Annotated in this window: 26 protein-coding genes; 16 read left to right on the plus strand and 10 right to left on the minus strand. The window is 36.5% G+C overall.

The genetic code is table 11. From position 1 onward, the window contains the following. Positions 1-211 precede the first annotated feature (211 nt). From C7J88_RS10000 to C7J88_RS10035, 8 genes are all read left to right on the plus strand, one after another. Complete coding sequence (locus C7J88_RS10000; RefSeq protein ID WP_095115862.1) at positions 212-448, plus strand: YuzB family protein; 237 nt, start codon at positions 212-214, stop codon at positions 446-448. A gap of 12 nt (positions 449-460) precedes the next feature. After that, positions 461-820 carry a HesB/IscA family protein gene (locus tag C7J88_RS10005; RefSeq protein ID WP_095115864.1) on the plus strand — a complete coding sequence of 120 codons (360 nt, stop codon included), beginning with the start codon at positions 461-463 and terminating at the stop codon, positions 818-820. Between the two features lie 305 nt (positions 821-1,125). Next, positions 1,126-2,328 carry an NAD(P)/FAD-dependent oxidoreductase gene (locus C7J88_RS10010; RefSeq protein WP_095115866.1) on the plus strand — a complete coding sequence of 401 codons (1,203 nt, stop codon included), beginning with the start codon at positions 1,126-1,128 and terminating at the stop codon, positions 2,326-2,328. Between the two features lie 138 nt (positions 2,329-2,466). Next, on the plus strand, positions 2,467-3,942 hold the full coding sequence (locus tag C7J88_RS10015) for a leucyl aminopeptidase family protein (RefSeq protein WP_095115868.1): 1,476 nt from the start codon (positions 2,467-2,469) through the stop codon (positions 3,940-3,942). Between the two features lie 187 nt (positions 3,943-4,129). Further along, entirely contained in the window at positions 4,130-5,443 is a 1,314-nt protein-coding gene (locus C7J88_RS10020; RefSeq protein ID WP_095115870.1) for a Na+/H+ antiporter family protein, read from the plus strand. A 24-nt stretch (positions 5,444-5,467) separates the two neighbouring features. Beyond that, positions 5,468-5,845 carry a PaaI family thioesterase gene (locus tag C7J88_RS10025; protein WP_095115872.1) on the plus strand — a complete coding sequence of 126 codons (378 nt, stop codon included), beginning with the start codon at positions 5,468-5,470 and terminating at the stop codon, positions 5,843-5,845. Positions 5,846-5,935: 90 nt separating this feature from the next. Then, positions 5,936-6,439 carry a GNAT family N-acetyltransferase gene (locus tag C7J88_RS10030; protein ID WP_095115874.1) on the plus strand — a complete coding sequence of 168 codons (504 nt, stop codon included), beginning with the start codon at positions 5,936-5,938 and terminating at the stop codon, positions 6,437-6,439. 184 nt (positions 6,440-6,623) lie between these two features. Then, positions 6,624-7,934 carry an ISL3 family transposase gene (locus tag C7J88_RS10035; RefSeq protein WP_095115876.1) on the plus strand — a complete coding sequence of 437 codons (1,311 nt, stop codon included), beginning with the start codon at positions 6,624-6,626 and terminating at the stop codon, positions 7,932-7,934. A gap of 330 nt (positions 7,935-8,264) precedes the next feature. On the opposite strand, the gene C7J88_RS10040 is transcribed toward C7J88_RS10035, so the two are convergent. The 8 genes from C7J88_RS10040 to kapB all read right to left on the minus strand — a co-directional run bounded on the left by C7J88_RS10040 (position 8,265) and on the right by kapB (position 14,544). After that, a complete protein-coding gene (locus tag C7J88_RS10040; RefSeq protein WP_095115878.1) occupies positions 8,265-8,621 on the minus strand; it encodes a Na+/H+ antiporter subunit G1 in 357 nt (118 codons plus the stop codon). Beyond that, on the minus strand, positions 8,599-8,892 hold the full coding sequence (locus C7J88_RS10045; RefSeq protein ID WP_095118112.1) for a Na(+)/H(+) antiporter subunit F1: 294 nt from the start codon (positions 8,890-8,892) through the stop codon (positions 8,599-8,601). Before C7J88_RS10045 ends, C7J88_RS10040 begins: the two co-directional genes overlap by 23 nt. Next, complete coding sequence (locus C7J88_RS10050; RefSeq protein WP_095115880.1) at positions 8,882-9,370, minus strand: Na+/H+ antiporter subunit E; 489 nt, start codon at positions 9,368-9,370, stop codon at positions 8,882-8,884. The genes C7J88_RS10045 and C7J88_RS10050 overlap by 11 nt, the downstream gene beginning before the upstream one ends. 1 nt (position 9,371) lies before the next feature. Then, on the minus strand, positions 9,372-10,871 hold the full coding sequence (locus C7J88_RS10055) for a Na+/H+ antiporter subunit D (protein ID WP_095118113.1): 1,500 nt from the start codon (positions 10,869-10,871) through the stop codon (positions 9,372-9,374). Further along, complete coding sequence (gene mnhC1, locus C7J88_RS10060; protein WP_095115882.1) at positions 10,861-11,208, minus strand: Na+/H+ antiporter Mnh1 subunit C; 348 nt, start codon at positions 11,206-11,208, stop codon at positions 10,861-10,863. Before mnhC1 ends, C7J88_RS10055 begins: the two co-directional genes overlap by 11 nt. Further along, entirely contained in the window at positions 11,208-11,654 is a 447-nt protein-coding gene (locus C7J88_RS10065; protein ID WP_095118114.1) for a Na(+)/H(+) antiporter subunit B, read from the minus strand. The genes mnhC1 and C7J88_RS10065 overlap by 1 nt, the downstream gene beginning before the upstream one ends. Next, entirely contained in the window at positions 11,617-14,034 is a 2,418-nt protein-coding gene (locus C7J88_RS10070) for a Na+/H+ antiporter subunit A (RefSeq protein WP_095115884.1), read from the minus strand. The genes C7J88_RS10065 and C7J88_RS10070 overlap by 38 nt, the downstream gene beginning before the upstream one ends. 129 nt (positions 14,035-14,163) lie before the next feature. Then, positions 14,164-14,544: a sporulation phosphorelay system protein KapB gene (kapB, locus tag C7J88_RS10075; protein WP_095115886.1), complete on the minus strand. Its 381-nt coding sequence runs from the start codon at positions 14,542-14,544 to the stop codon at positions 14,164-14,166. Between the two features lie 72 nt (positions 14,545-14,616). On the opposite strand from kapB, the gene C7J88_RS10080 reads away from it, so the two are divergent. The 4 genes from C7J88_RS10080 (at position 14,617) to C7J88_RS10095 (ending at position 16,501) form a co-directional block, all read left to right on the plus strand. Further along, complete coding sequence (locus C7J88_RS10080; protein ID WP_095115888.1) at positions 14,617-15,210, plus strand: peptidylprolyl isomerase; 594 nt, start codon at positions 14,617-14,619, stop codon at positions 15,208-15,210. Between the two features lie 22 nt (positions 15,211-15,232). After that, positions 15,233-15,493, plus strand: coding sequence for a DUF1871 family protein (locus tag C7J88_RS10085; RefSeq protein WP_095115890.1), 261 nt, complete (start codon positions 15,233-15,235; stop codon positions 15,491-15,493). Between the two features lie 147 nt (positions 15,494-15,640). Further along, positions 15,641-16,072, plus strand: a complete 432-nt coding sequence (locus C7J88_RS10090) for a MarR family winged helix-turn-helix transcriptional regulator (RefSeq protein WP_095115892.1) — start codon at positions 15,641-15,643, stop codon at positions 16,070-16,072. A 48-nt stretch (positions 16,073-16,120) separates the two neighbouring features. Further along, a complete protein-coding gene (locus tag C7J88_RS10095) occupies positions 16,121-16,501 on the plus strand; it encodes a hypothetical protein (protein WP_095115894.1) in 381 nt (126 codons plus the stop codon). A 108-nt stretch (positions 16,502-16,609) separates the two neighbouring features. On the opposite strand, the gene ygs is transcribed toward C7J88_RS10095, so the two are convergent. Continuing rightward, positions 16,610-16,999: a S1 domain-containing post-transcriptional regulator Ygs gene (ygs, locus tag C7J88_RS10100; protein ID WP_095115896.1), complete on the minus strand. Its 390-nt coding sequence runs from the start codon at positions 16,997-16,999 to the stop codon at positions 16,610-16,612. 213 nt (positions 17,000-17,212) lie between these two features. Between ygs and C7J88_RS10105 the strand changes: the two genes are divergently transcribed. From C7J88_RS10105 to C7J88_RS10120, 4 genes are all read left to right on the plus strand, one after another. Further along, complete coding sequence (locus tag C7J88_RS10105; RefSeq protein ID WP_095115898.1) at positions 17,213-17,917, plus strand: NAD(P)H-dependent oxidoreductase; 705 nt, start codon at positions 17,213-17,215, stop codon at positions 17,915-17,917. A 397-nt stretch (positions 17,918-18,314) separates the two neighbouring features. Further along, positions 18,315-19,859 (plus strand): L-glutamate gamma-semialdehyde dehydrogenase, encoded by a 1,545-nt coding sequence (pruA, locus tag C7J88_RS10110; RefSeq protein WP_095115900.1) that lies wholly within the window; start codon positions 18,315-18,317, stop codon positions 19,857-19,859. 216 nt (positions 19,860-20,075) lie between these two features. Beyond that, positions 20,076-21,278 carry an ornithine--oxo-acid transaminase gene (locus C7J88_RS10115; protein ID WP_095115902.1) on the plus strand — a complete coding sequence of 401 codons (1,203 nt, stop codon included), beginning with the start codon at positions 20,076-20,078 and terminating at the stop codon, positions 21,276-21,278. 103 nt (positions 21,279-21,381) lie between these two features. Further along, the gene (locus C7J88_RS10120) at positions 21,382-22,626 is read left to right on the plus strand and encodes a Glu/Leu/Phe/Val family dehydrogenase (protein ID WP_095115904.1); all 1,245 of its coding nucleotides are present in this window, start codon (positions 21,382-21,384) and stop codon (positions 22,624-22,626) included. A gap of 170 nt (positions 22,627-22,796) precedes the next feature. Here C7J88_RS10120 and C7J88_RS10125 read toward each other — a convergent pair whose 3' ends face one another. Next, positions 22,797-23,741, minus strand: coding sequence for a glycerophosphodiester phosphodiesterase (locus C7J88_RS10125; protein ID WP_095115906.1), 945 nt, complete (start codon positions 23,739-23,741; stop codon positions 22,797-22,799). Positions 23,742-23,847 lie beyond the last annotated feature (106 nt).

The following is a 23,847-nucleotide window of genomic DNA, read 5'->3' on the forward strand; positions in this document are numbered from 1 at the left end:
AATAGCCAAGTCACATACAATAACTTAAAAGTTTGATAATTGTTCATATTTAATTATAGACTTTTTTTTAAAACCTTACAATCATCGCCTATAAGACAAATTAAATTGTTTGTAATGGGCGTGTCATTCTCTATCGGATGAGCCATTACATAGCGTATTATAATCATTTTTGCTATAATGACATCATTAAATTGAATGAAGAAGGTGTAGGATGAATCCAATTGTCGAGTTTTGTATTTCTAATTTGGCAAGAGGTTCCCAAGTCGTTTTTGATACTTTAGATAAGGATCCAAATGTTGATGTATTAGACTATGGATGTTTACAGAATTGTGGTGTTTGTAGCTCGGGACTTTACGCACTTGTGAATGGGGACATTGTTGAAGGTGAAACACCTGATGAATTATTAAAAAATATTTATAAGCATATAGAAGAAACTTGGTTATTTTAAGGAGGAAGTAAGATGTCGACAGTAATATTAACAGAAGCAGCAGCGTACGAAGTAAAAGATATGTTAAAGCAAAATGATATGCCAGATGGTTATTTGAAAGTCAAAGTAAATGGTGGCGGATGTACAGGTTTAACATATGGTATGACAGCTGAAGCCGAGCCGGGTGAACATGACGAAGTGCTTGAATTTCATGGATTGAAAGTGCTAGTAGATCCTGAAGATGCACCAATCTTAAATGGTACAACGATCGACTTCAAACAATCATTAATGGGTGGCGGCTTCCAAATTGATAACCCAAACGCCATCGCTTCATGTGGTTGTGGTAGTTCGTTCCGTACTGACAAGGTAGCTGGTACTCCAGAAGAATGTTAATGGATTTAAAATTTTTGACATGATTTCATATCAACATTTAATAAATAATCGCATGGTTACCATCATATGCGGTTATTTATTTTTATAAGAATATTAAAGCGCTTTCATTGTTTCTGGTTATCTGTAATGATTCAATAAAATATTCAGTAATAAATAGGAAAGAAATGGCATGAACGCTTGAATTCAGTTCTAAAAAACTATAAACTAATAGATGACTAACTTTAAGAAATTGTGTACTGTTTAAGCATAGTGGGTATACAGTATCAAATGTATTAATAAAATAATGAAGGAATAGGTGAATGAGAATGGCAGAACGTAAAAAAGTACTTGTTTTAGGTGCTGGTTATGCAGGATTACAAGCTGTGGCGAAACTTCAAAAGCAACTTTCAGAAGAAGATGCACAAATTACGTTAATTAACAAAAATGATTATCACTACGAATCAACATGGTTACATGAAGCATCAGCAGGTACAATCAACTATGAAGATTTATTATATCCAATTGAGAGTGTACTTAAGAGTCATGTAGAATTTGTAACTGCAGAAGTGACAAAAATTGACCGCAATGCGAAAAAAGTAGAAACAACAAGAGGGATTTTTGATTTTGATATCTTAGTTGTTGCTTTAGGTTTTGAATCAGAAACATTTGGCATTGAAGGTATGAAAGAACATGCTTTCCAAATTGAGAACGTTCATACAGCACGTCAAATTTCACGTCACATTGAAGACAAGTTTGCGAACTATGCTGCATCAAAAACAAAAGATAGCAAAGACTTAGCAATCTTAGTCGGCGGTGCTGGTTTCACAGGTGTTGAATTCTTAGGTGAATTAACAGACCGTATTCCAGAATTAGCAAACAAATATGGCGTTGATCAAAGCAAAGTGAAAATCACTTGCGTTGAAGCAGCTCCTAAAATGTTACCAATGTTCTCAGACGAGTTAGTAAGCCACGCAGTGAGCTACTTAGAAGAACGCGGCGTAGAGTTCAAAGTTGGTACGCCAATCGTTGCTGCAAACGAAAAAGGTTTCGTTGTAAAAGTAGACGACAAAGAGCAACAACTTGAAGCAAACACTGTTGTTTGGGCTGCTGGTGTTCGCGGTAGCAACTTAATGGAAAAATCATTCGAAGGTGTAAAACGTGGTCGTATCGTTACGAAACAAGATTTAACAATCGAAGGTTACGATGATATTTTCGTTATTGGTGATGTTTCAGCATTTATTCCAGAAGGTGGAGAACGTCCATTACCAACAACAGCACAAATCGCAATGCAACAAGGTGAGAAAACAGCGACAAACATTGCACATATCTTAAAAGGCGAACCAACTGAAAACTTCAAGTATGTTGATCGTGGTACTGTATGTTCTTTAGGTCGTCATGACGGTGTAGGTATTGTATATGGTCGTGAAATCACTGGTAAAAAAGCAGCATTCATGAAGCGTGTTATCGATACACGTGCAATTTTCAAAATTGGTGGCTTAGGTTTAGCATACAAAAAAGGTAAATTCTAAACATCAGGAATAATAGAAATCGGGCAATGCTATGCGCATATGCTCGATTTTTTTGGTTTTCACAAATGTAGGTATTTCTGCTACACTACTGTGATGTTTGTTACAATAGAACTAATGAAAATAAGGGGGATTACATCCATGTCAACGAACAGAGAAAAAGAAACAATTCATGTCATAGGCGTTCCAGATCAATTCAATCAATATGAGACGGGTGCAATTTCAGATGACGCATTATTTGAAGCACTTCAAATATTAAAGAAGCAAAAGTTTATCAAAAGTCATATTGGAACAGTGTCATCAGTACCTGTAACAGTAGGAGATGTTCACTACAAATTTATAACAGTTGGACTCGGCAATATCAGTCAACATGAACAGCGGGATTATTTGAAAATATGGGGTGCATTATTCCAATATTTACAAGCAGAACGCATTGCAGAAGTTCAATTATATGCACAGACATTTTTATCCAAATCTCTTGATGTACATACAGTATTCCAAACAATGGGCTTGCAATATGAACAAGCAACATATGAATTTGACAGCTATCGATCAGACAAAGTCGCACCATTTGAACTCCAAATCCAATGGCAAGCTGAGAATGAGCCTATTCAGACAGCATTTAATGAAGGTCAAAAGATTGGAGAAGGGATTAATTATGCGAGAACTTTAGGCAATATCCCACCAAATATCTTAACGCCTGATTACTTGGCAACGCTTGTTCAAGAGCGTTTTAAAGATACAATTGTAGATGTTAGTGTAAAAGATGAGCATGCCATTCAACAAGAAGGATTCGGTTTAATACATGCAGTAGGTAAAGGATCTATCAATCCGCCACGTGTGATTACGCTAAAATATGAAGGTGATCCAGAACATGCTGATGATGTGATTGCATTAGTTGGTAAAGGGATCACATATGATTCTGGTGGCTATTCGATTAAGTCGAAAACAGGTATGCCTACGATGAAGTTTGATATGTGTGGTGCAGCAAACGTCATTGGTATGGTAGATGCGGTTGCACAATTGGAATTGAAAGTGAATATTGTAGCAGTCATTGCGGCAGCAGAAAATATGATCGCCAACAATGCGATGAAACCAGATGATGTTTTTACAGCACTGAGTGGAGAAACCGTTGAGGTACCGAATACAGATGCAGAAGGTCGCCTTGTATTGGCGGATGCATCGTTTTATGCCAATCAATTTGCTCCAAACTTAATTATTGATTTTGCAACATTGACAGGTGCTGCGGTGGTAGCTTTAGGAGAAGACAAAGCGGCAATATTCAATAAAAATGCTGATATTGGATTGCTTCAAGCGATTCTAGATACAGCTCATCGTGTTGATGAAGCGGTATACGAATTGCCGATTACAGAGACGGAACGTCGCAACATTAAAGCATCGGATATTGCAGATTTGACGAATCATGTGAATGCACATGGTAAAGCATTGTTTGCTGCAGCGTTTGTAACACATTTTAGTGGGGAAACACCACATTTACATGTGGATATCGCTGGTCCGGCGACAACAACGAAAAAAACATATAAGGGGCCCAAAGGACCGACAGGCTATATGATACCAACGATTGTGAATTGGTTAATATCAGAATATAAAGCGTAGATGTATTTGGGGAAATAGGTTAAAAGGACGAGTGAAATCTTTGGATAATAAAGGTGTCGGCTCGTTCTTTTTCGTATGTGAAGTGTTTTTGGACAATTTTGAAAAGACATATTGACTTAAGATATGACAATTGTTATATTGTATACACAATACTTTAATTTGGTAGCGAACTAAAGGAGTGGGTGGAATGAATGCTGTATTAATCGCAGTATTATTAATGATTGTTTTATGCTTATGTCGACTCAATGTCGTCATTAGTTTATTTATTAGTGCACTTGTAGGTGGCTTGGTTTCAGGGCTATCGTTAACAAACACAATTTCAGTATTTACAACAAATATTGTAGACGGGGCAGAAGTCGCACTTAGTTATGCTCTATTAGGGGGCTTTGCGGCACTGATTTCATATAGTGGTATTACAGACTATCTCGTACAAAAAGTCATTCGTGCAATTCGTGCAGAAGACACCAAAGTTTCTCGCATTAAAGTTAAAAGTGTGATTATTATCAGTTTACTTGCATTAAGTGTGATGAGCCAAAACCTCATCCCTGTACATATTGCATTTATTCCGATTGTTATCCCACCGTTACTTAGCTTATTTAATGAATTGAAAATGGATCGTCGTTTGATTGCCATTATTATTGGCTTTGGTCTTTGTTTTCCATATGTGTTACTCCCGTTTGGATTTGGACATATCTTCCATGAAATTATTCAAAAAGGGTTTGAAAAAGCAAATCATACAATTGAGTTTTCAATGATTTGGAAAGCAATGTTGATTCCAGCAAGTGGTTATATTATCGGTTTAGTTCTTGCTATGTTCTACTACCGTAAGCCACGAGAATACAAAACGATTCAAATGAATGAAGATGAAAATACAACTGAATTAAAACCTTACGTTCTTGTTGTTACAGTGATCGCCATTTTGGCAACATTCATTGTGCAAACAACAACTGACTCAATGATATTTGGGGCATTAGCTGGTGTTCTTGTATTCTTCCTATCAGGTGCATACGGCTGGAAAAACTTAGATGATCAATTTGTTGATGGCATTAAAATTATGGCCTATATCGGTGTTGTAATATTAACAGCAAATGGCTTTGCAGGTGTGATGAATGAAACAGGTGATGTACAAAAGCTTGTTGAAGGGCTCACAACGATTGCAGGCGACAATAAATTTATAAGTATCATTTTAATGTATGTAATAGGATTGATCGTCACATTGGGTATCGGTTCATCTTTTGCAACAATTCCAATTATTTCAGCTTTATTTATTCCGTTCGGTGAATCTATTGGTTTAAGTACGATGGCTTTAATCGCATTAATCGGAACAGCTAGTGCGTTAGGTGACTCTGGCTCACCTGCCAGTGATTCAACACTTGGACCAACAGCAGGCTTGAACATAGACGGTCAACATGATCATATTCGAGACACATGTGTACCTAACTTCGTATTTTACAATATCCCGCTTATCGTGATGGGAACAATTGCAGCACTTGTATTATAATACAAGTGAAGGTAGGGATGAGAGATGACTAACTTATTAGAGTTATTAGAAATGAAAATACTCGAACAGCGAGATGGTTTCATCAAGATGTCAATGCCAGTCAAAGACCAAGTGAAACAGCCTTTTGGTTATTTACACGGTGGGGCTACGATGGCGTTAGGAGAGACAGCTTGTTCGATCGGTTCAGCAAACCTTGTTGATACGACGAAAGAAATACCTGTGGGTTTAGAGATGAACACGAATCATATCAAGTCAGCGACAGATGGTTTTGTTTATGCGGAAGCCAATATTTTACATCAAGGACAGACAACACATGTATGGGATATTCGCATGACAGATGATCAGAATCGTTTAATCAGTGTGATGCGTGGGACGATTTTGATTAAGAAACTTAATAAATAGAGTAGAAATGGAATGGCGATAGGCTGTTCCATTTTTATTTGACAAGTTATGAAAATTTACAGATAGTATAACTAACGAAGGGGTGGATATATGTTAGAAACAGAACGACTATTGTTAGATATACCGTCAGAAGCGCACCTAACAGCAATTTTTAAAGTACATGCAGATCCAAGCACGCAACAATTCAATCCTGATGGGCCAGCAACACATATTGAACAATTTCGAAAAAGATATCAGACGTGGATTGCACACCATGATACACACCAATTTGGTTACTATATATTAATCGAAAAATTAATAGGTGAACCATTCGGGGTCTGTGGCTTACAGTACGCATATGTGCAAGGAGAAACAGTACTTAATGTATATTATCGAATTGCCACTGACAACACGAGAAAAGGGTTTGTGAAAGAAGCACTCACAGCAATTATTGATCATGTATGTCAATTAACAGAAGATCAATATAGAATGCTTGTTTTAACGAAGAAAGAAAATATACCATCAATTAAGACGGCAGAATCTTTAGGGCTTCAATATGATAAAACATTGGACAATTTGAATGGAGAAGGAAATGTCTTTTTCTTCAATAGATAGCATAAAAAACGTACAACCGCGTAGGCTGTACGTTTTTGTGGATGTTCACCTTTTGTGGTGGGATGGCATGAAATGCTATCCCGCCTTTTTTATGTTTTAAATCATTTGGATACAAAAAAAGCGCTCATGCCTCTATAATTTTAAGTGACTAAACAAAAAAATAAAGAGGAGACATGATGCGCCTATGTGTAATGATATATTAAAACTACTAAAAATAAAAGATGAAAATATTCAAGTTCTTAAGGTGGAAGAAGATGTAGAAGTGCGTGGTCGGCTTTCTACGGTTGTTTATGGAACACTTTCTTATACACCCAAAGCTTGTATGAAGTGTGGTTGTGTCAATGATGGGCAAATCCATAAGCATGGTAAACGCGTTTCGCGTTTAACACTATTAAAATCTCAAGAATCCAATGTTTATCTTAATTTAGCGAAAGAACGCTTTAAGTGTCTACATTGTTTAAAGACTTTTACGGCTCAAACAAACATTGTTGATAGTAACTGCTTTATTACCAACCGTGTGAAATTAGCGATTCAGGATAAACTCACACGTGTACAGTGTGAGATAGATATCGCTCATGATTGTAGTGTTTCACCGAGTACAGTTAAAAGATGTATTCATCAACTCTCACAATCATTAATAGTCAAACCTTCATCTGGATTGCCAAAACATATCTCCATAGATGAGTTTAAAAGCGTTAAGAACGTGACAACAGCGATGAGTTTTTTGTTTATAGATAATGAAACGAATCAGATTATTGATATCTTAGAAGATAGACGTATTCATAAACTCAAAGAGTACTTCTATCGCTTTGATCGACGTGAACGATTAGCTGTTAAAACTGTAACTGCTGATATGTATGAACCATACATCAACTTCATTCATGAAGTATTTCCAAATGCGATTTTGATCTTTGATCGCTTTCACATTGTTCAGCACCTTAATCGTGAATTAAATAAGCAACGTATTTCTGTAATGAATGCTTATCGCTATCGATCATCAACAGATTACACGAAAATGAAAAAGCACTGGAAACTCTTTCTTTCTGACAGGCAGGATATTAATAGTTATGAATACTTTTGGTCGAAGTCTTTCAAAACGTACACAACATCAAGAGATGTTTTAACATATCTACTAAGTCTTGATCAGCAGCTCTATGACACTTATATGTTAGTTCATCAACTTCGTGAAGCATTGAAACAATGTGACTGGTTACGTTTCAAAGAAACTTTAATGGGTGTCGAAAAGAAGCATGTATCACGTGGTGTTTGGCGTATCATTCGATTCTATAAGAAATACGAGTATGTCCTTTACTCAACAATCAAGTACCCGAAGTTTAACAATGGAGCGATTGAAGGTATCAATAATAAAATTAAGCTTATTAAACGTGTATCATATGGCTATCGCAACTTTAATAACTTTAAAGCGAGAATACTCATCATTTTTAAGCTGTATCAACGTTCTAAAAAGCAAGGGCTATTAAACTGTGTTGCATAAAGATTACCTAGTAATCACAACTTAACATGTCACAAACACTCATATAACTGTATAGTGTAAAATCATTTCTAATACGAGACGCCTAAGGCAACAAGCCGAACTGAAAATCCATTTTGGCTTCACTTATTCAATAAAGCCAAAATTAGTTGAAGTGAGGCGCCTTGGCAAGTGAGTATTAAAGAAATGATAGTACTCAAAAAGCGTACAATTAATGAATAACTGTACGCTTAAATGAATGTAATGATTACTACGTGTTATGATTAAGTTAAATATAAAATTAGTTACTTTAAATTATCTGCCCACCACAAAAAATGGACTTCCGTTTTTGTTTTATAGTTTGATACCTTTAAGATCTTCTTTGACTTCATCCAACTTTAATCGTTTGGAAGCAGGTGTTTTAAGATTATATGCGGCTTTTAGTACCATGTGACTGGCAATAGGTCCCGTAATGAATACGAAAACAATCCCGATCAACAGATGGAAGTTCACATAGCCTTCTTTACCGATAAAATAAATAAATGTACCAGTGAGCAACAACATGGTACCAAGTGTTGCTGCTTTACCTGCTGCGTGTGCACGAGAATATACATCGTCTAAGCGCAACATACCAATTGCAGCAAGTGCACTGAACAACGCACCAGTCATAACAAGGATAAGGCCGATACTAATCACGATTGTTTCTGTCATGTTCAATCACCTCTCCTTTATCCATGAATTTTGCGAAAACTGCTGTTCCTAAAAAGGCAAGGATACCAATCAGCAAGATAGCAACGATCATATATCGTGTGCCTAAAATGATGGAGAACAGGCCAATGACTGCCATTAATTGGATACCGATAGCATCAAGTGCAACAACACGATCAGGCAATGATGGCCCCATGATGACGCGTACAAGGATGGCTAAAATAGAGAGTACGACAATGACAAGTGCAATAATTATAAAAATATCATAGTTCATCATATTCACCGACCTCTCTGACCGCTTTTTCAAGCGACCCTTTAATTGCAGCGACTTCTTCTTCCTTCGTCGAGAAGTCTAAGCAATGGATATACAGGCGTTTCATATCATCGTTGACACCAATAACAACAGTTCCTGGAGTCAAAGTAATCAAGTTAGAAAGTAACGCAACTTCCCATTTATGTTTCAAGTCTGTTTCATAGACAAAAAATGCTGATTCATTTTTGATTTGAGGTTGAAGAATAATACGCAATACGCCAATGTTCGCCTTGATTAATTCTGAGATAAAAACGAAGACGAGCTTGATTACGTTGTAAAGCGTGATGACGTAAAAGCGACCTGGTAGTAGCTTTCGCATGAGAAAGACAAGCCCCATTGCGAATAAATAACCAAGTATGAATGAGTTCATCGTGTAGCTACCTGATAGAAACAACCAAAAGATAGCGAGTGCTAAGTTGACAACGATTTGTACTGCCATATTATTTCACCTCCAATACACTATTGATATACGTTTCTGGTTGGTAGAATGACTTCGCTGCTTCTGCCACAATCGGATAAAGTTCACCAGCAAGTAATCCAAAAGCAACTGTAATGACAACTGCTAAAATCGATACTGCAAGCAATCCTCTGTGATGTAAGTGAGGGTTATAAACATAACCATAACTTTTACCGAAAAAGCCCTTCAGGAAGATATTAATCACTGAATATAGAACAACAAGACTCGATAACAACACGATAATACCACTGACATAAAAGCCTTGTTCAAACGTCGCTTGGACGATGTATAGCTTACCGTAGAAGCCACTGAATGGTGGGATACCAGCTAAGCTTAATGCAGCAATAAAGAACGTCCATCCGAGTACCGGATAGTGATGAATTAACCCACCAAAGTCACGCAAATCTGTTGTTTTAGTAATTTTATACATAATACCAATTAAGAAGAACAATGCTGCTTTCACAAGCATATCATGAATTGTGTAGTAGATTGCCCCTACGATACCCGTTTCATTCATCATTGCCACACCAACAAGAATGACACCGACCGCAATCATAATGTTGTATAAAATGATGCGTTTTGTATCTCTAAAGCCAACAGCCCCCACACAGCCAAAAATGATAGTTAATAAGGCGAGTGCAAGAATTGTGTAGTGAGAGAATGTCAATGTGTCATGGAAGAACAAGCTCATCGTACGTGCAATCGCATAAACACCAACTTTTGTGAGTAATGCCCCAAAGAATGCGATAATCGCAAATGGTGGTGCATAGTACGCACCTGGCAACCAAACATACATTGGGAATGCCCCCGCTTTTGTTGCGAACACGAAAATAAATAAAATAAAGACGATGCTCACAAGTCCAGGATGTGACTGGTAAACTTCATTCAATTTAACACTAATATCTGCCATATTTAATGTGCCAACAACTGAGTATAAAATCCCAACAGCCATGACGAAAAATGCAGATGAAACAACGTTAACGAGTAAGTATTTGACACTTTCTTGAAGTTGAATCTTAGTTCCGCCAATCACCATTAATCCATATGAAGCCATTAAGAAGACTTCAAAAAAGACGAACAGGTTGAAAATATCGCCTGTAATAAAGGCCCCGTTAATACCTGTTAACATGAACATCACAGTAAAGTAATAGTAATAAGTTTCACGGTGTAATCCAATAGACTGATATGAGAATAAAATGATTAAGAGTGTAATAATTACACTAGTTGTTACAAGTAAAGCACTAAATAGATCGAGCACAAACACAATACTATACGGTGCTTTCCATGAACCGAGTTCCAATACAATCGGGTGTCCAGCTTGCCATACATTGTACAAGTTCCACAAAGCAAACCCTAATGTTACAAGTATACCTGTTAAGGCAACATATCGCTTAATGTAAGGGCGTAACCCGATGAAAATCAACAATATTGCTGTAATAACTGGCACAACGAGTACCATAACAAGTAAGTTCTCATTCATCATCATCTTGTGGTACCCCCTTCATACGTTCTACGTTATCTGTGCCAAGTTCTTTATAGCTTCTAAATGCCAAAACTAAGAAGAATGCTGTAACAGCAAACGAAATAACGATTGCTGTTAAAATCAAGGCTTGTGGGATTGGATCGACATAATTGCTTACGCCTTTTTCATAAATAGGAACGCGACCTGTCTTCAATCCACCCATAGTTAAAATAAATAAGTTTGCGGCATGAGATAGCAATGCTGTTCCAATAATAATTCTGATAAGACTTTTAGACAGAATGAGATAAACACTAATAGAAGTTAAGAAGCCACAAACAAAAATTAATACTATTTCCATTACTCATTCTCTCCAATCGTTAGAATTATTGTCATGACAGTTCCCACAACTGCTAATAATACACCTGTATCAAAGATAACAGCTGTATGCAGGTGCATCGGTGCTAATAGGGGAAGGGGAATGTCAACAGACGTATGTGTGAAGAAGTTTTTACCATATGTCCAGCTCAACATTGGTGCAATCACACAAAACGTCAAACCGAGTGCGATTAACTTTTTAAAATCCCAAGGAAAAACTTTACGCAAGGTCTTCACATCAAATGCCACCGCTATGATGACAAGTGAGCTTGAGACGAGAAGTCCCCCGATAAAGCCACCACCTGGAGTATAATGACCGGCTAAGAAAAGTGAGAAACCGAACATCATGATTAAGAAAAAGATAATCAGTGCTGAATATTGAGATATCAAATCATTTTTTTGCCTGTTCAATTTTCTCCACCCTTTCATAACCATTTTTGTGTTTCGCACGTAGCTTAATCAACGTGTAAATACCCATTCCTGCGATACCGAGTACTGAAGACTCAAACAATGTATCCATACCACGAAAGTCCACGAGGATAACGTTAACCATATTTTTACCTTCTGCAAGATCATATACATGTTCTTTATAGAAACTACTGATTGATTCGAAGTGACGGTTACCGTATGCAATTAATCCTAAAATTGTTACGACAGTTCCGACACCAATTGAAATTAAAACATTTCCTACTTTATATGATGTCGTTTCGTTATAACGACTCATATTTGGTAAGTGATAGAAACATAATAAGAACAATGCAGTTGAGATGGTTTCAACGACGAATTGTGTCAATGCCAAGTCAGGTGCATTGAAGAAAATGAAGAAAATCGCCATTGAGTAGCCGACCGCACTTAACATGATAATACTGAACAAACGAGAGCGCGCAAACATAATCATAGTTGCTGCGACAATAATTGTAATAACAGAAATCATTTCGTAGAGACGTACCGGTGAAACCTTCACAAAATCGAGGGAGAACGGTACAAAGATGAGTGTCACAAATGTGATAGCAATCATCATAAAGAAAATAATAACGAGATTATTACGAATAAAGCCTGTCATATATGTGCGTGTAATTTGTGTCGCATAGTACGGTGTATAACGACCTGTTTGATCATACCAGTGATTTAATGTAATCGCTGTTGGTAATTTACGTAAAACAGGTACCCATTTGTTGAACGTCAGTAACAGGACTGCACCGATGATATAAATGAGTAGTGTCGCAAAAAATGCTGGCGTGAAGCCGTGCCACATATGAAATTCTGCATGTACCGTATCGACGTTTGCAATTGCCTTCGCAGCTGGTTCGACAAATGGTGCAGATACCAAGCTAGGGAATAAACCAATTGCGATAACCAAAGTAGCTAAGATTGTTGGTGATATATTCATTAAAATCGATGCCTCATGTGCTTTATGAGGTAACTTATCTGGTGTGTATTCACCAAGGAATATTTCAGAGATAAATTTAAATGAATAGACAAATGTAAACATACTACCAACAATGGCTACGATTGGTAATAATAAACCGATCGAACTTAAATTAAAAATGCCAGAATCAGTAACGGTAATCATTGACTCTAAAAATTGTTCTTTTGATAAGAAACCGTTAAATGGTGGAACCCCCGCCATACTGAGTGATGTGATAATTGATAGCGTAAATGAGATTGGCATAATCGTCATCAGACCGCCTAGTTTTTTAATATCACGTGTTCCAGTTGCATGGTCAACTGCACCCGTAATCATGAACAATGCACCTTTGAATGTAGCATGGTTGATCAGGTGGAACACGGCAGCACTAAATGCTGCGACATACAACTGACTGTCTGCACCTTCAAAGTGGTAGCTGACAGCACCAATACCGAGCATTGACATAATCATACCGAGTTGTGAAACAGTTGAAAATGCGAGAATTCCTTTTAAATCTTGTTGTTTTGTTGCATTGAGTGATCCCCAGAAAAGTGTTACGAGACCAAACGCTGTGACCGTCCAAATCCAACCTTGTGACACAGCAAAAATAGGTGTTAAGCGTGCGATTAAATAAATACCAGCTTTAACCATTGTTGCTGAGTGAAGGTAAGCACTGACTGGTGTTGGTGCTTCCATCGCATCAGGTAACCAAATATAAAATGGGAACTGTGCAGATTTTGTCATCGCACCAAGAATAATAAATACCATTGCAAGCACGAAGAAAGGTGATGATTGAATGTCAGAAACTTGTGAAATGATTTCACGAATACGCCAAGATCCTGTTGCTTGATGCAATAAGATAAAGCCACCGAGTAATGATAATCCACCAAAAACAGTGATCATCATTGACTTCATCGCACCATACAATGACTTTTCTTTGTGACGCCAGAATGAGATGAGCAAGAAACTAGAAAATGATGTCAATTCCCAGAAAAAATATAAAACTAAAAGGTTATCTGAAAGAACGACACCGAGCATCGCACTCATAAAGATTAAAAGGTAACAGTAGAAGTTACCAAGTTGCTCTTTTTCACTAAGATAGCTGATAGAATAGAGCACGACAAGGCTTCCAATACCAGTTATTAACAAACTGAATAAAAGGCCAAGCCCATCTACATAAATGTCAAAGTTCATACCGATTTGTGGCATCCATGCAGCGGACTGTTCTGTATATTGTCCGGACATAGTAGGTTTGATATACGATAAAAAGTATATAAACAACACAAAAGGAATCGGTAACACAAACCACCCCAAATGAATCCGCTTATAAAAGCGATACAAGACAGGGATGAGTAGTGCAGATATCAGCGGTAACAGCACCGCAATATGTAACCAACTCATAAATTGTCCTCCTTAAAAAATAATACGATATGCTTATTATACATGATAATGAATAGTGTGAAAAACATGACAGGTCGCATATATATGCATGTTTCCGTCGCTTTTAAATAAGAAGAAATACAGAAAAATTTATTTAAAATCAACTTTGTATTGTCGTGTGTAATCAACTTTTAAATTATTCAGACATTGTAATGCCGCACGTGAATAAGCCGTATCTGATTCTTGTAAGTCGTGTTCTAACTTTGTTAACGCTTGTTGAAGTGAAACAGTATAGTCTTGGACTTCACCTTCAAACGGCTTTAGTTTACTTTGTGTTGTGTAACGTTTTTCATAAAGGCTTAATGCTTTGCGCTCATGAAAGAACACACCTTCTACTTCGTTTGGGCTGTGTAAATCCCCTTGCTTAGGATGTTTGATGACTTGAACAACCTTAACTAACACTTGATCGCTTGTATCATCAACAACCTCCACAGCATAAACACCAGATTTATGTGCAAAACGATAAAGCATGTTAATTCCATCCTTTCTTAAATATGTTAAAATATAGAGTATATTTAATTTTATCATGAATGGAGCATTAAAATGACAAACTATCCACAATTAACAAAAGAAATACAAGATAACGAGATTAAAATAGTTATGCATACGAATAAAGGGGATATGACTTTAAAATTATTCCCAGAGATTGCACCAAAAACTGTTAAAAACTTCGTGGAACTTTCTAAAAAAGGTTACTACGACGGCATTACATTCCACCGTGTTATCAATGACTTTATGATTCAAGGTGGCGACCCAACTGCAACTGGTATGGGTGGTGAAAGTATCTATGGCGGACCATTTGAAGATGAGTTCTCTATGGAAGTTTTTAATATCTACGGTGCGCTATCAATGGCAAATGCGGGTCCTGGTACAAATGGTTCACAATTCTTTATTGTGCAAATGAAAGATATTCCAGCACAAATGGCTGATCAACTAGAAAATGGTGGATGGCCTAAAGAAATTGCTGAAGCATATCGTGAAAAAGGTGGTACACCTTGGTTAGACCAAAAACATACAGTATTTGGTCAACTGATTGAAGGTGAAGATACATTAGAAGATATCGCAAGTGTAAAAGTGGGTCCACAAGACAAACCAATGTATGACGTTGTGATTGAATCAATTGATATTGAAGAATAAGAAGTGATAAGGAGTATGCATCATGTCTAACAACGAATTAAATATTCACTTATATCAGCTGTTGGCAGCATGGAATCCGATGAACTTTGATGATCCAACAATGGGAGATGCAGAGGTTTATGAAATGATGGATGCCGTTCATCACTATGGTGAACCGACTGAAATTGCAGAAGCCTTTCAACAAATCTTTCAGTTTTCGTTTGAAGTGTCGCTTCCAAAAGATGCATGCTTACAAAAAGCAAGAGAAGCCGTGCAATTACAACAATCTTGTGAAGTGATTTAAAATAATAACCCCAGATGTAGCGTGAGTCGCAATGTCTGGGGTTATATATGTAGTATCGTATCATTTTTAAATTGTAGTGATTGACTTCGATTTTTAATCACGCTATAATTATCTCGAAATCGAAATAATAGTAAGCTGGGTGAAGATGTGGATAGAGTAGAAGAATCATTAAAAGCGTTTGTAGGTATTAAACGTACAAATGATATGTTAGACCGAATAGTTAAGCAAGATATGAAAAACTATGGTTTGAATGTGACTGAATTTGCAGTTATGGAACTTTTATATCACAAAGGTGAACAACCTATTCAGAAAGTCAAAGATCGTATTCTTATCGCAAGTAGCAGTACAACATATGTCATCGATCAACTAGTTAAGAAAGGTTATGTCATTCGTCGACAAAATCCTAAAGATAAACGTGTCATATATGCAGTTTTGACGGAAAAAGGACATGAATTAATGCATGAAATCTTTCCACAACACGCTCAAACAATCGAAAAAGTATTTGCTACCCTAAATGATGAAGAACTTGTTGTGTTACGAAAAGCATTAAAAAAGATTAACACAAATTCTACTGTGTAGGATCTGCGTATTTTTTGTTAGGAAAAATGACTATCAAGGAGAGGTTACATGCTTACGAACAAAGAGAGCTTTCGATTACTTTACCAATCAATTAAAGAATTATCGGAACGAATGAATGATGATCCGTTAGAAACAAACTCAATTAGTTTGTTGCTGTTAGATTTTGACTTTAAGCATGAAGTTTTTGATACATTATTTTTAGCATTTTCGAGATATATAGACAAAGTGAAGATAGAAGACATTAGTCATGGAGAACTTTTAAATTTAATAGATAATACAATCCCAGAAGATAGGGAACTAAATACATTTATAAAAAATAAAATCATCATTGGTTTTGCAAATAATTATTTCCCAGAATTACATGTTTTAGCGAGTGAAATAAAGTCTGACATGCGATATTCGGTTGCACAAAAATTGCAAGAAAACTAGATGATCGTTTTTAAATATTTGTTAGTAACTGACAAACTGTAAAATTTGATATAGAAAATAAATAAACCTAGATGCGTGTCTTTGGCATCTAGGTTTTTATGTACGTGTTTACTTAGATGAATCTTCAATTCGGTTCATAGATTGTTCCACCCAAGTTGGCAACCGTTCTGCTAAAGATTGAAACCCATACTTCTCAGTTTCTTTAATCTCATCCAATACTGAACGTTTCACTTTTTTACGTTCATAATTCTTAAAATAATCATTGTCTCTTAGTGATAGGTTTAACTTCCCAGCATCATCTATTGAAATAATCTTTGCTTTAACGATTTGACCGGGGGTTAAAAGTTTTTTTAAATTATGGACATAATCATTCATGACTTCAGATATATGAATTAATCCTTCAGTATTGTCAGGGGTTTCAACAAAAGCGCCGTAGGGTTGAATACCAGTCACACGCACCTTGATATGTTGACCGACATGATACTGTTTCTTCAACATGCATAACCCCTTATATGATTAAAATTTAACATATTTATAATAGCATATTTCAGAAAATTATCCTAATTAAAGAGTGCATAATTTAAATAAATAACTAAGGGAAATTGTATGTGAATTCGTACTGATATCGACATGTTTTAGAGCGATGCCTCAACATTATTCATATAGTTAGATATAATTAATTTAAATTATAAAATAAAGGTGGGGAAACATATGAAAGTGTTAATTGTTTATGCACATCCAGAACCCAAGTCGTTTAATGCTGCTTTAAAAGACACAGCGATTCAAACGTTAAAGCAAGAAGGTCATAAAGTGAAAGTGTCTGATCTTTATGAGATGAATTTTAATCCAGTCGCACAAAAAGAAGATTTCACAGAGTTAAGTGATAAAGCATTTTTTAAATATGCGAAAGAGCAACAACATAGTTATCAGAACGATACATTAAATCCTGTGATAAAAGAAGAATTCGAAAAATTATTGTGGGCAGATTTCGTTATTTTTCAATTTCCTTTATGGTGGTTTAGTGTACCGGCTATTCTAAAAGGCTGGTTTGATAAAGTTTTATTATTCAGTGGCGTATATGGGGGAGAGTATGGTAGATATAACGAAGCAAGACTGACGGATAAACTTGCGATGATTAGTACAACAACAGGTTCACCAGAAGGAAGTTACGCATCCAATGGATTTTCTGGGGATATCCATGAACAGATATTATTTCACATCAATCATGGGATGTTTTATTTTACTGGTATGACACCATTAGAACCATTTGTAGCTTACACAGTGAGTCATAGCGAAGAAGATCGTAAAAACTATCTTAAAGAATTTGAGGAAAAATTAAAAAATATTGAGCAAATAAAACGCATTGAGTATCCGAAGCTTGAAGCATTTGATGAAAATGGACAGTTGAAGTCCTAATTTTAAAAGTGAATTTACAAGATTATAACAAAGTGATATGTGCAAAAGAATATGTAAACGATCATTAGCTTATTATGTATTGCATTAAAACCTCTCATTTTTAAATTGGGAGGTTTTATACTATATATGATATATGAGGTGATAGATAACGATGTTTTTTCAAAAATAAGTTCTCTAATAGTTGAATTTTGTCTAAATTATGGCTATAATGCTTGTAAATGAAAGCGCTTTTATATGATGGTAATAATCATGGAAGCAAGGATTTTGACTGACGTATAATGGTAGTGAAAATGTTTTGTTAAGATTATTCTGTAAAGACTGAATATTCTTTTACAAATAATCATCAAATATGTCATGATAAGTGTATAGCTTTCTCAAAAACAAAGGAGGATTTTGAATGATTCCATATAAACATGAACCATTTACAGATTTCACAAAAGAGGAGAACCGTACTGCCTATTATCGTGCCCTTGAAAAAGTGGAAAGTGAATTAGGCAAAACGTACCCACTTATTATTGGTGGCGAACGTGTGTACACTGACGATACAACACGTGTGTACAACCCATCAAATAGAGAAGAAACAATTGGTTATGTTTCTAAAGCGTCAAGAGAGCATGCTGAACAAGCATTAGAAGCGGCAAAAGAAGCGTTTAAAACATGGAGAAATGTTGATCCAAAAGTACGTGCGAATGTATTATTCCGTGCGGCTGCAATCACTAGAAAACGCAAGCATGAATTTTCGGCATTGTTATCTAAAGAAGGCGGTAAGCCTTGGAAAGAAGCAGATGCGGATACAGCGGAAGCAATTGACTTCATGGAATACTATGGCCGTCAAATGCTTGAATTAAAAGATGGCAAGCAAGTAAACAGCCGTCCAGGTGAATATAACCAATTCGATTATCTTCCAGTAGGTGTAAGTGTTGTTATCTCACCATGGAACTTTGCATATGCAATTATGGCTGGTACAACAGTTGCTCCGGTTGTAACTGGTAACACAGTATTATTAAAACCATCATCAAACACACCAATTATTTCTTATAAATTTATGGAAGTATTAGAAGAAGCTGGTTTACCAAAAGGTGTTGTAAACTGGATCCCTGGTTCTTCTAGTGAAATTGGAGACTTCTTAATTGAAAATAAAGATGTTGGCTTAATTTCATTCACAGGTTCTAAAAATGTCGGTAAAGAAATTATTCAAAAAGCTGCGGTTATCCAAGAAGGTCAAAACCACATCAAGCGTGTGATTGCTGAAATGGGTGGTAAAGACGCACTTGTTGTTGATAGTGAAGCAGATCTTCAAGTTGCGACAGATGCAATTGTGTACTCAGCATTTGGATTCTCTGGACAAAAATGTTCGGCATGTTCACGTGTTATCGCACACCAAGATATTTATGATGAATTATTAGAACGTGTGAAAGCAGAAACTGAAAAAATCAAAGTAGGTAACGCTTCAGAGCCAGATACTTATGTGGGTCCTGTTATCGATCAAAAATCTTTAGACAAAATCAAAAAATATATTGAAATTGGTAAAGAAGAAGGTCGCCTTGTAACAGGTGGTAACACTGATGAAGAAAAAGGTAACTTTGTACATCCAACAATCTTTGCAGACTTAGATCCAAACTCTCGCATCATGCAAGAAGAAATCTTTGGACCTGTTGTTGGATTCACAAAAGTAAAAGATTTTGATGAAGCAATTCAAGTCGCTAACGATACAGAATACGGATTAACAGGTGGCGTTATTTCTAACAATAGAATGAAGTTAGAACAGGCACGTCGTGATTTCATGGTAGGTAACTTATACTTTAACCGTGGTTGCACAGGTGCTGTCGTAGGCTACCAACCATTCGGTGGATTCAAAATGTCAGGTACAGACTCAAAAGCGGGTGGACCAGACTACTTAGTACTTCATATGCAAGGTCGCACAGTTTCTGAACATTTATAAAAAAGTCAACGGTCTGAAATAAAGTGATTAGTGTTTTGAATGCTGTTCATTCAGATGTGTGTTTCAAGCAACACTGACAATTGTTTTCAACCGATGTTGATGATATGAAATGAGGGTATGTCTTTACAGAGTATTTAAAACGAATGAGGACGTTTTTGAGCTGTGAATGATATACCCTACATTTATATAGATTTAGAAGTAAAGGGGAGAATACACGTGACAAACAAATCAGAGTCAATTATTGAGTTAACAAATCATTACGGTGCACACAACTATTTACCATTGCCAATCGTCATTTCAGAAGCAGAGGGTGTATGGGTAAAAGATCCAGAAGGTAAAAAATATATGGATATGTTAGCTGCTTATTCTGCGGTTAACCAAGGACACCGTCATCCGAAAATTGTACAAGCACTCAAAGATCAAGCTGACAAAGTAACACTTGTGTCTCGTGCATTTCATAGTGATAACTTAGGGGAATGGTACGAAAAAATTTGTAAACTTTCAGGTAAAGAAAAAGCACTTCCTATGAACACGGGTGCAGAAGCTGTTGAAACAGCATTAAAAGCGGCACGTCGTTGGGCGTATGAAGTGAAGGGTATTAAGCCGAATGAAGCGGAAATCATTGCGATGGTGGGGAACTTCCATGGTCGTACGATGGCACCAGTATCAATTTCATCAGAAAAAGAATATCAACGTGGCTATGGCCCATTGTTAGAAGGGTTTCAAAATGTGCCATTCGGTGACATTGAAGCTTTAAAAGAAACAATTAATGAAAATACTGCAGCAGTATTAATTGAACCGATTCAAGGTGAAGCAGGGATTAATATCCCACCTGAAGGTTATTTAAAGCAAGTGCGTGAGTTGTGTGATGAACACAATGTCCTATTTATTGCGGATGAAATTCAAGCTGGTTTAGGACGTACGGGTAAGTTGTTTGCCACTGATTGGGATAATGTGAAGCCAGATGTGTATATTTTAGGTAAAGCACTTGGTGGCGGTGTATTCCCGATTTCTGTTGTATTAGCGGATAAGGAAGTACTTGATGTTTTCACACCAGGTTCTCACGGTTCTACATTTGGTGGAAACCCACTCGCATGTGCTGCTTCAATTGCAGCACTAGATGTCATTGTGGATGAAGACTTGCCAGGACGTTCACAAGAACTTGGTGAATATTTCAAAAATGCGCTGCTTGAAATTGATCATCCTTCAATTAAGGAAGTTCGTGGTCGTGGTTTATTTATCGGTGTTGAGTTACATGAAAATGCACGTCCATACTGTGAACGCTTGAAAGAAGAAGGTATTTTATGTAAAGAAACTCATGATACAGTGATTCGTTTTGCACCACCATTGATCATCACTAAAGAAGAGTTAGATTATGCGATTGAAAAAGTGAAAAAGGTCTTTTCACAATCTAAGTAATTAACAAGAATCATTATAAATAAAAGACTTTAAAAAAGATTGGCATATGTTACAATACTCATGTAAGCGAAAACAAAAGTAGGAAAAAGAGGCGAGATGGATCATGTCTGAAAAAAATAATCTAGTGACGTCAACGCAAGGTATCATTAAGGAAGCGATGCACAAATTGGGCTTTGATGATGGAATGTATGAGTTGATCAAAGAACCTTTAAGATTTTTAACAGTACGTATTCCAGTAAGAATGGATGATGGAACTGTTAAAACTTTCACAGGGTATCGTGCACAACATAATGATGCTGTTGGACCAACTAAAGGTGGCGTTCGTTTCCACCCGGATGTAGATGAAGAAGAAGTAAAAGCATTGTCTATGTGGATGACGTTAAAATGTGGTATCGTTGACCTTCCATATGGTGGAGGTAAAGGGGGCATTATCTGTGACCCACGTCAAATGAGCATCCATGAAGTGGAACGCTTATCACGTGGTTACGTACGTGCGATTTCACAAATTGTAGGACCAACAAAAGATATCCCAGCACCAGATGTTTTCACAAACTCTCAAATCATGGCTTGGATGATGGATGAATACAGCCAAATGGATGCATTTAACTCTCCAGGATTTATCACAGGTAAACCAATCGTGTTAGGTGGTTCACAAGGTCGTGACCGCTCAACAGCATTAGGTGTTGTTATTGCGATTGAAGAAGCTGCGAAACGCCGTGGTAAAACAATTAAAGATTCACGTATTGTGATTCAAGGATTTGGTAATGCAGGTAGTTTCTTAGCTAAGTTCTTAAATGATGCAGGTGCTAAGATTGTAGGTATCTCTGATGCTTACGGTGCGTTACACGATCCTGAAGGTTTGGATATTGACTACTTATTAGACCGTCGCGATAGTTTCGGTACAGTAACAAACTTATTCGAAGAGACAATTACAAACAAAGAATTGTTTGAATTAGATTGTGACATTTTAGTACCGGCAGCGATTGCTAATCAAATCACAGCGGATAACGCTGGTGACATTAAAGCAGACATCGTTGTAGAAGCAGCAAACGGACCAACAACACCAGAAGCAACAAAAATCTTAACTGAACGTGGTATTTTATTAGTACCAGACGTACTTGCGAGTGCGGGTGGTGTAACAGTATCATACTTCGAGTGGGTTCAAAACAACACAGGTTATTACTGGTCTGAAGAAGAAGTGAACGAAAAGTTACGTGAAAAACTTGTAACGGCATTTGATACAATTTACAGCTTAGCAGAAAACCGTAAAATCGATATGCGTCTTGCCGCATACATTGTAGGTATTAAACGCACAGCTGAAGCAGCAAGATATCGTGGTTGGGCATAAAATAATAAATTTTTAAAACAGGAGCTGAGCGCTATGTGGCAGCTCCTGTTTTAAGTTGTAGAAATAAGTATAATCTCAGTAGATGTCTGAAGTGAAAATGCGTTTTTAAAATCATGCCAGTGGGACATAATTTTTTATAGAGAAAAAGTTTATGTCCCACTCTCTATTTTTTAGGATTCATTGATGATGTTGCTGTAAATATCGGGATAGTTTGTAAAAAGACCTGTTACACCATAATCATTTAAGCGTTTCATTGATTCGGCATCATTAACGGTATATGGATGAATATGAAAACCGTGACGACGTAATAGTTGTGTATTTTGTGCTGTTAAGTCTTTATAGTCGGGTCCGACACCAATCGCATAGCTACTAATGTATGCAAGGTCATTATCACTGTATTGTTGCAATTCACCAACATCCATTAATTGAACGAGCGGAATGTTAGGATACAAATTGTGTAATTTCAATAAACTCTCTTGAGAAAATGATTGAATGACGACCTTACCTTTACTCAGATGATTTTTCTTATCTAATCCATGCTTTTTAAGTGCTGACAATAGTTTTTCTTCCATTCCTGGATAGACATCAGGGGACTTCGTTTCGATATAATAGTTCGTTTGTGTGCCATATCGGGAAAAGATTTCATCTAAAGTCGGTACTTGTTGACCAACGTAATCTTGATTTTGCTGATCCGGGTATGCTGTATTAAACCACGAACCGGCATCCAGTTGTTTTAATTCATCAAGTGTATAATCAGACACACGGCCTGTTCCGTTTGTCGTACGGTCAACTGTTTCATCGTGCATCGCAACTAAATGCCCATCTTTCGTCATTTGTAGGTCAATTTCTAAATAGTCTGCACCCATTTCACGCAAGCTTTTATCATATGCTGTAAATGTATGTTCTGGTGCATAACCACTTGCACCACGATGTCCAATATTCACATGTGATTTGTTAAGTACATTTTGATGACTTGGAGAAAGATAAGAAGCTTGCTGATTGTTATGGCTATTTTTCATTACGTTTGCATGAGCAAAATTTGAAGTAATGAGTGGTGATACTAATAGTGAAGCAGTTAATCCAGCTGATACAAGAACTTTTGAAGTATATTTCATTAAAATGCCTCCTTAAAATGGAATATACTACTAAGTTAAAAATTTATATTATTAACTGCAAGTGAATTAATTGAAAATTTATAATATTTACAAAGACTTAAAAAAG

The sequence above is a fragment of the Staphylococcus muscae genome, assembly GCF_003019275.1.
In the GTDB taxonomy this organism is placed as follows: Bacteria; Bacillota; Bacilli; order Staphylococcales; family Staphylococcaceae; genus Staphylococcus; species Staphylococcus muscae.

Coding starts and splice junctions, on each gene's coding strand:
- C7J88_RS10125 (WP_095115906.1), bottom strand. CDS start 23,741: ATGAAATATACTTCAAAAGTTCTTGTATCAGCTGGATTAACTGCTTCA.
- C7J88_RS10080 (WP_095115888.1), top strand. CDS start 14,617: ATGACAAACTATCCACAATTAACAAAAGAAATACAAGATAACGAGATT.
- C7J88_RS10015 (WP_095115868.1), top strand. CDS start 2,467: ATGTCAACGAACAGAGAAAAAGAAACAATTCATGTCATAGGCGTTCCA.
- C7J88_RS10045 (WP_095118112.1), bottom strand. CDS start 8,892: ATGAACTATGATATTTTTATAATTATTGCACTTGTCATTGTCGTACTC.
- C7J88_RS10025 (WP_095115872.1), top strand. CDS start 5,468: ATGACTAACTTATTAGAGTTATTAGAAATGAAAATACTCGAACAGCGA.
- pruA (WP_095115900.1), top strand. CDS start 18,315: ATGATTCCATATAAACATGAACCATTTACAGATTTCACAAAAGAGGAG.
- C7J88_RS10040 (WP_095115878.1), bottom strand. CDS start 8,621: ATGACAGAAACAATCGTGATTAGTATCGGCCTTATCCTTGTTATGACT.
- C7J88_RS10085 (WP_095115890.1), top strand. CDS start 15,233: ATGTCTAACAACGAATTAAATATTCACTTATATCAGCTGTTGGCAGCA.
- C7J88_RS10030 (WP_095115874.1), top strand. CDS start 5,936: ATGTTAGAAACAGAACGACTATTGTTAGATATACCGTCAGAAGCGCAC.
- C7J88_RS10035 (WP_095115876.1), top strand. CDS start 6,624: ATGTGTAATGATATATTAAAACTACTAAAAATAAAAGATGAAAATATT.
- C7J88_RS10070 (WP_095115884.1), bottom strand. CDS start 14,034: ATGAGTTGGTTACATATTGCGGTGCTGTTACCGCTGATATCTGCACTA.
- C7J88_RS10065 (WP_095118114.1), bottom strand. CDS start 11,654: ATGAAAGGGTGGAGAAAATTGAACAGGCAAAAAAATGATTTGATATCT.
- mnhC1 (WP_095115882.1), bottom strand. CDS start 11,208: ATGGAAATAGTATTAATTTTTGTTTGTGGCTTCTTAACTTCTATTAGT.
- C7J88_RS10005 (WP_095115864.1), top strand. CDS start 461: ATGTCGACAGTAATATTAACAGAAGCAGCAGCGTACGAAGTAAAAGAT.
- C7J88_RS10000 (WP_095115862.1), top strand. CDS start 212: ATGAATCCAATTGTCGAGTTTTGTATTTCTAATTTGGCAAGAGGTTCC.
- C7J88_RS10105 (WP_095115898.1), top strand. CDS start 17,213: ATGAAAGTGTTAATTGTTTATGCACATCCAGAACCCAAGTCGTTTAAT.
- C7J88_RS10020 (WP_095115870.1), top strand. CDS start 4,130: ATGAATGCTGTATTAATCGCAGTATTATTAATGATTGTTTTATGCTTA.
- C7J88_RS10120 (WP_095115904.1), top strand. CDS start 21,382: ATGTCTGAAAAAAATAATCTAGTGACGTCAACGCAAGGTATCATTAAG.
- C7J88_RS10055 (WP_095118113.1), bottom strand. CDS start 10,871: ATGATGAATGAGAACTTACTTGTTATGGTACTCGTTGTGCCAGTTATT.
- C7J88_RS10010 (WP_095115866.1), top strand. CDS start 1,126: ATGGCAGAACGTAAAAAAGTACTTGTTTTAGGTGCTGGTTATGCAGGA.
- C7J88_RS10095 (WP_095115894.1), top strand. CDS start 16,121: ATGCTTACGAACAAAGAGAGCTTTCGATTACTTTACCAATCAATTAAA.
- C7J88_RS10050 (WP_095115880.1), bottom strand. CDS start 9,370: ATGGCAGTACAAATCGTTGTCAACTTAGCACTCGCTATCTTTTGGTTG.
- kapB (WP_095115886.1), bottom strand. CDS start 14,544: ATGCTTTATCGTTTTGCACATAAATCTGGTGTTTATGCTGTGGAGGTT.
- ygs (WP_095115896.1), bottom strand. CDS start 16,999: ATGTTGAAGAAACAGTATCATGTCGGTCAACATATCAAGGTGCGTGTG.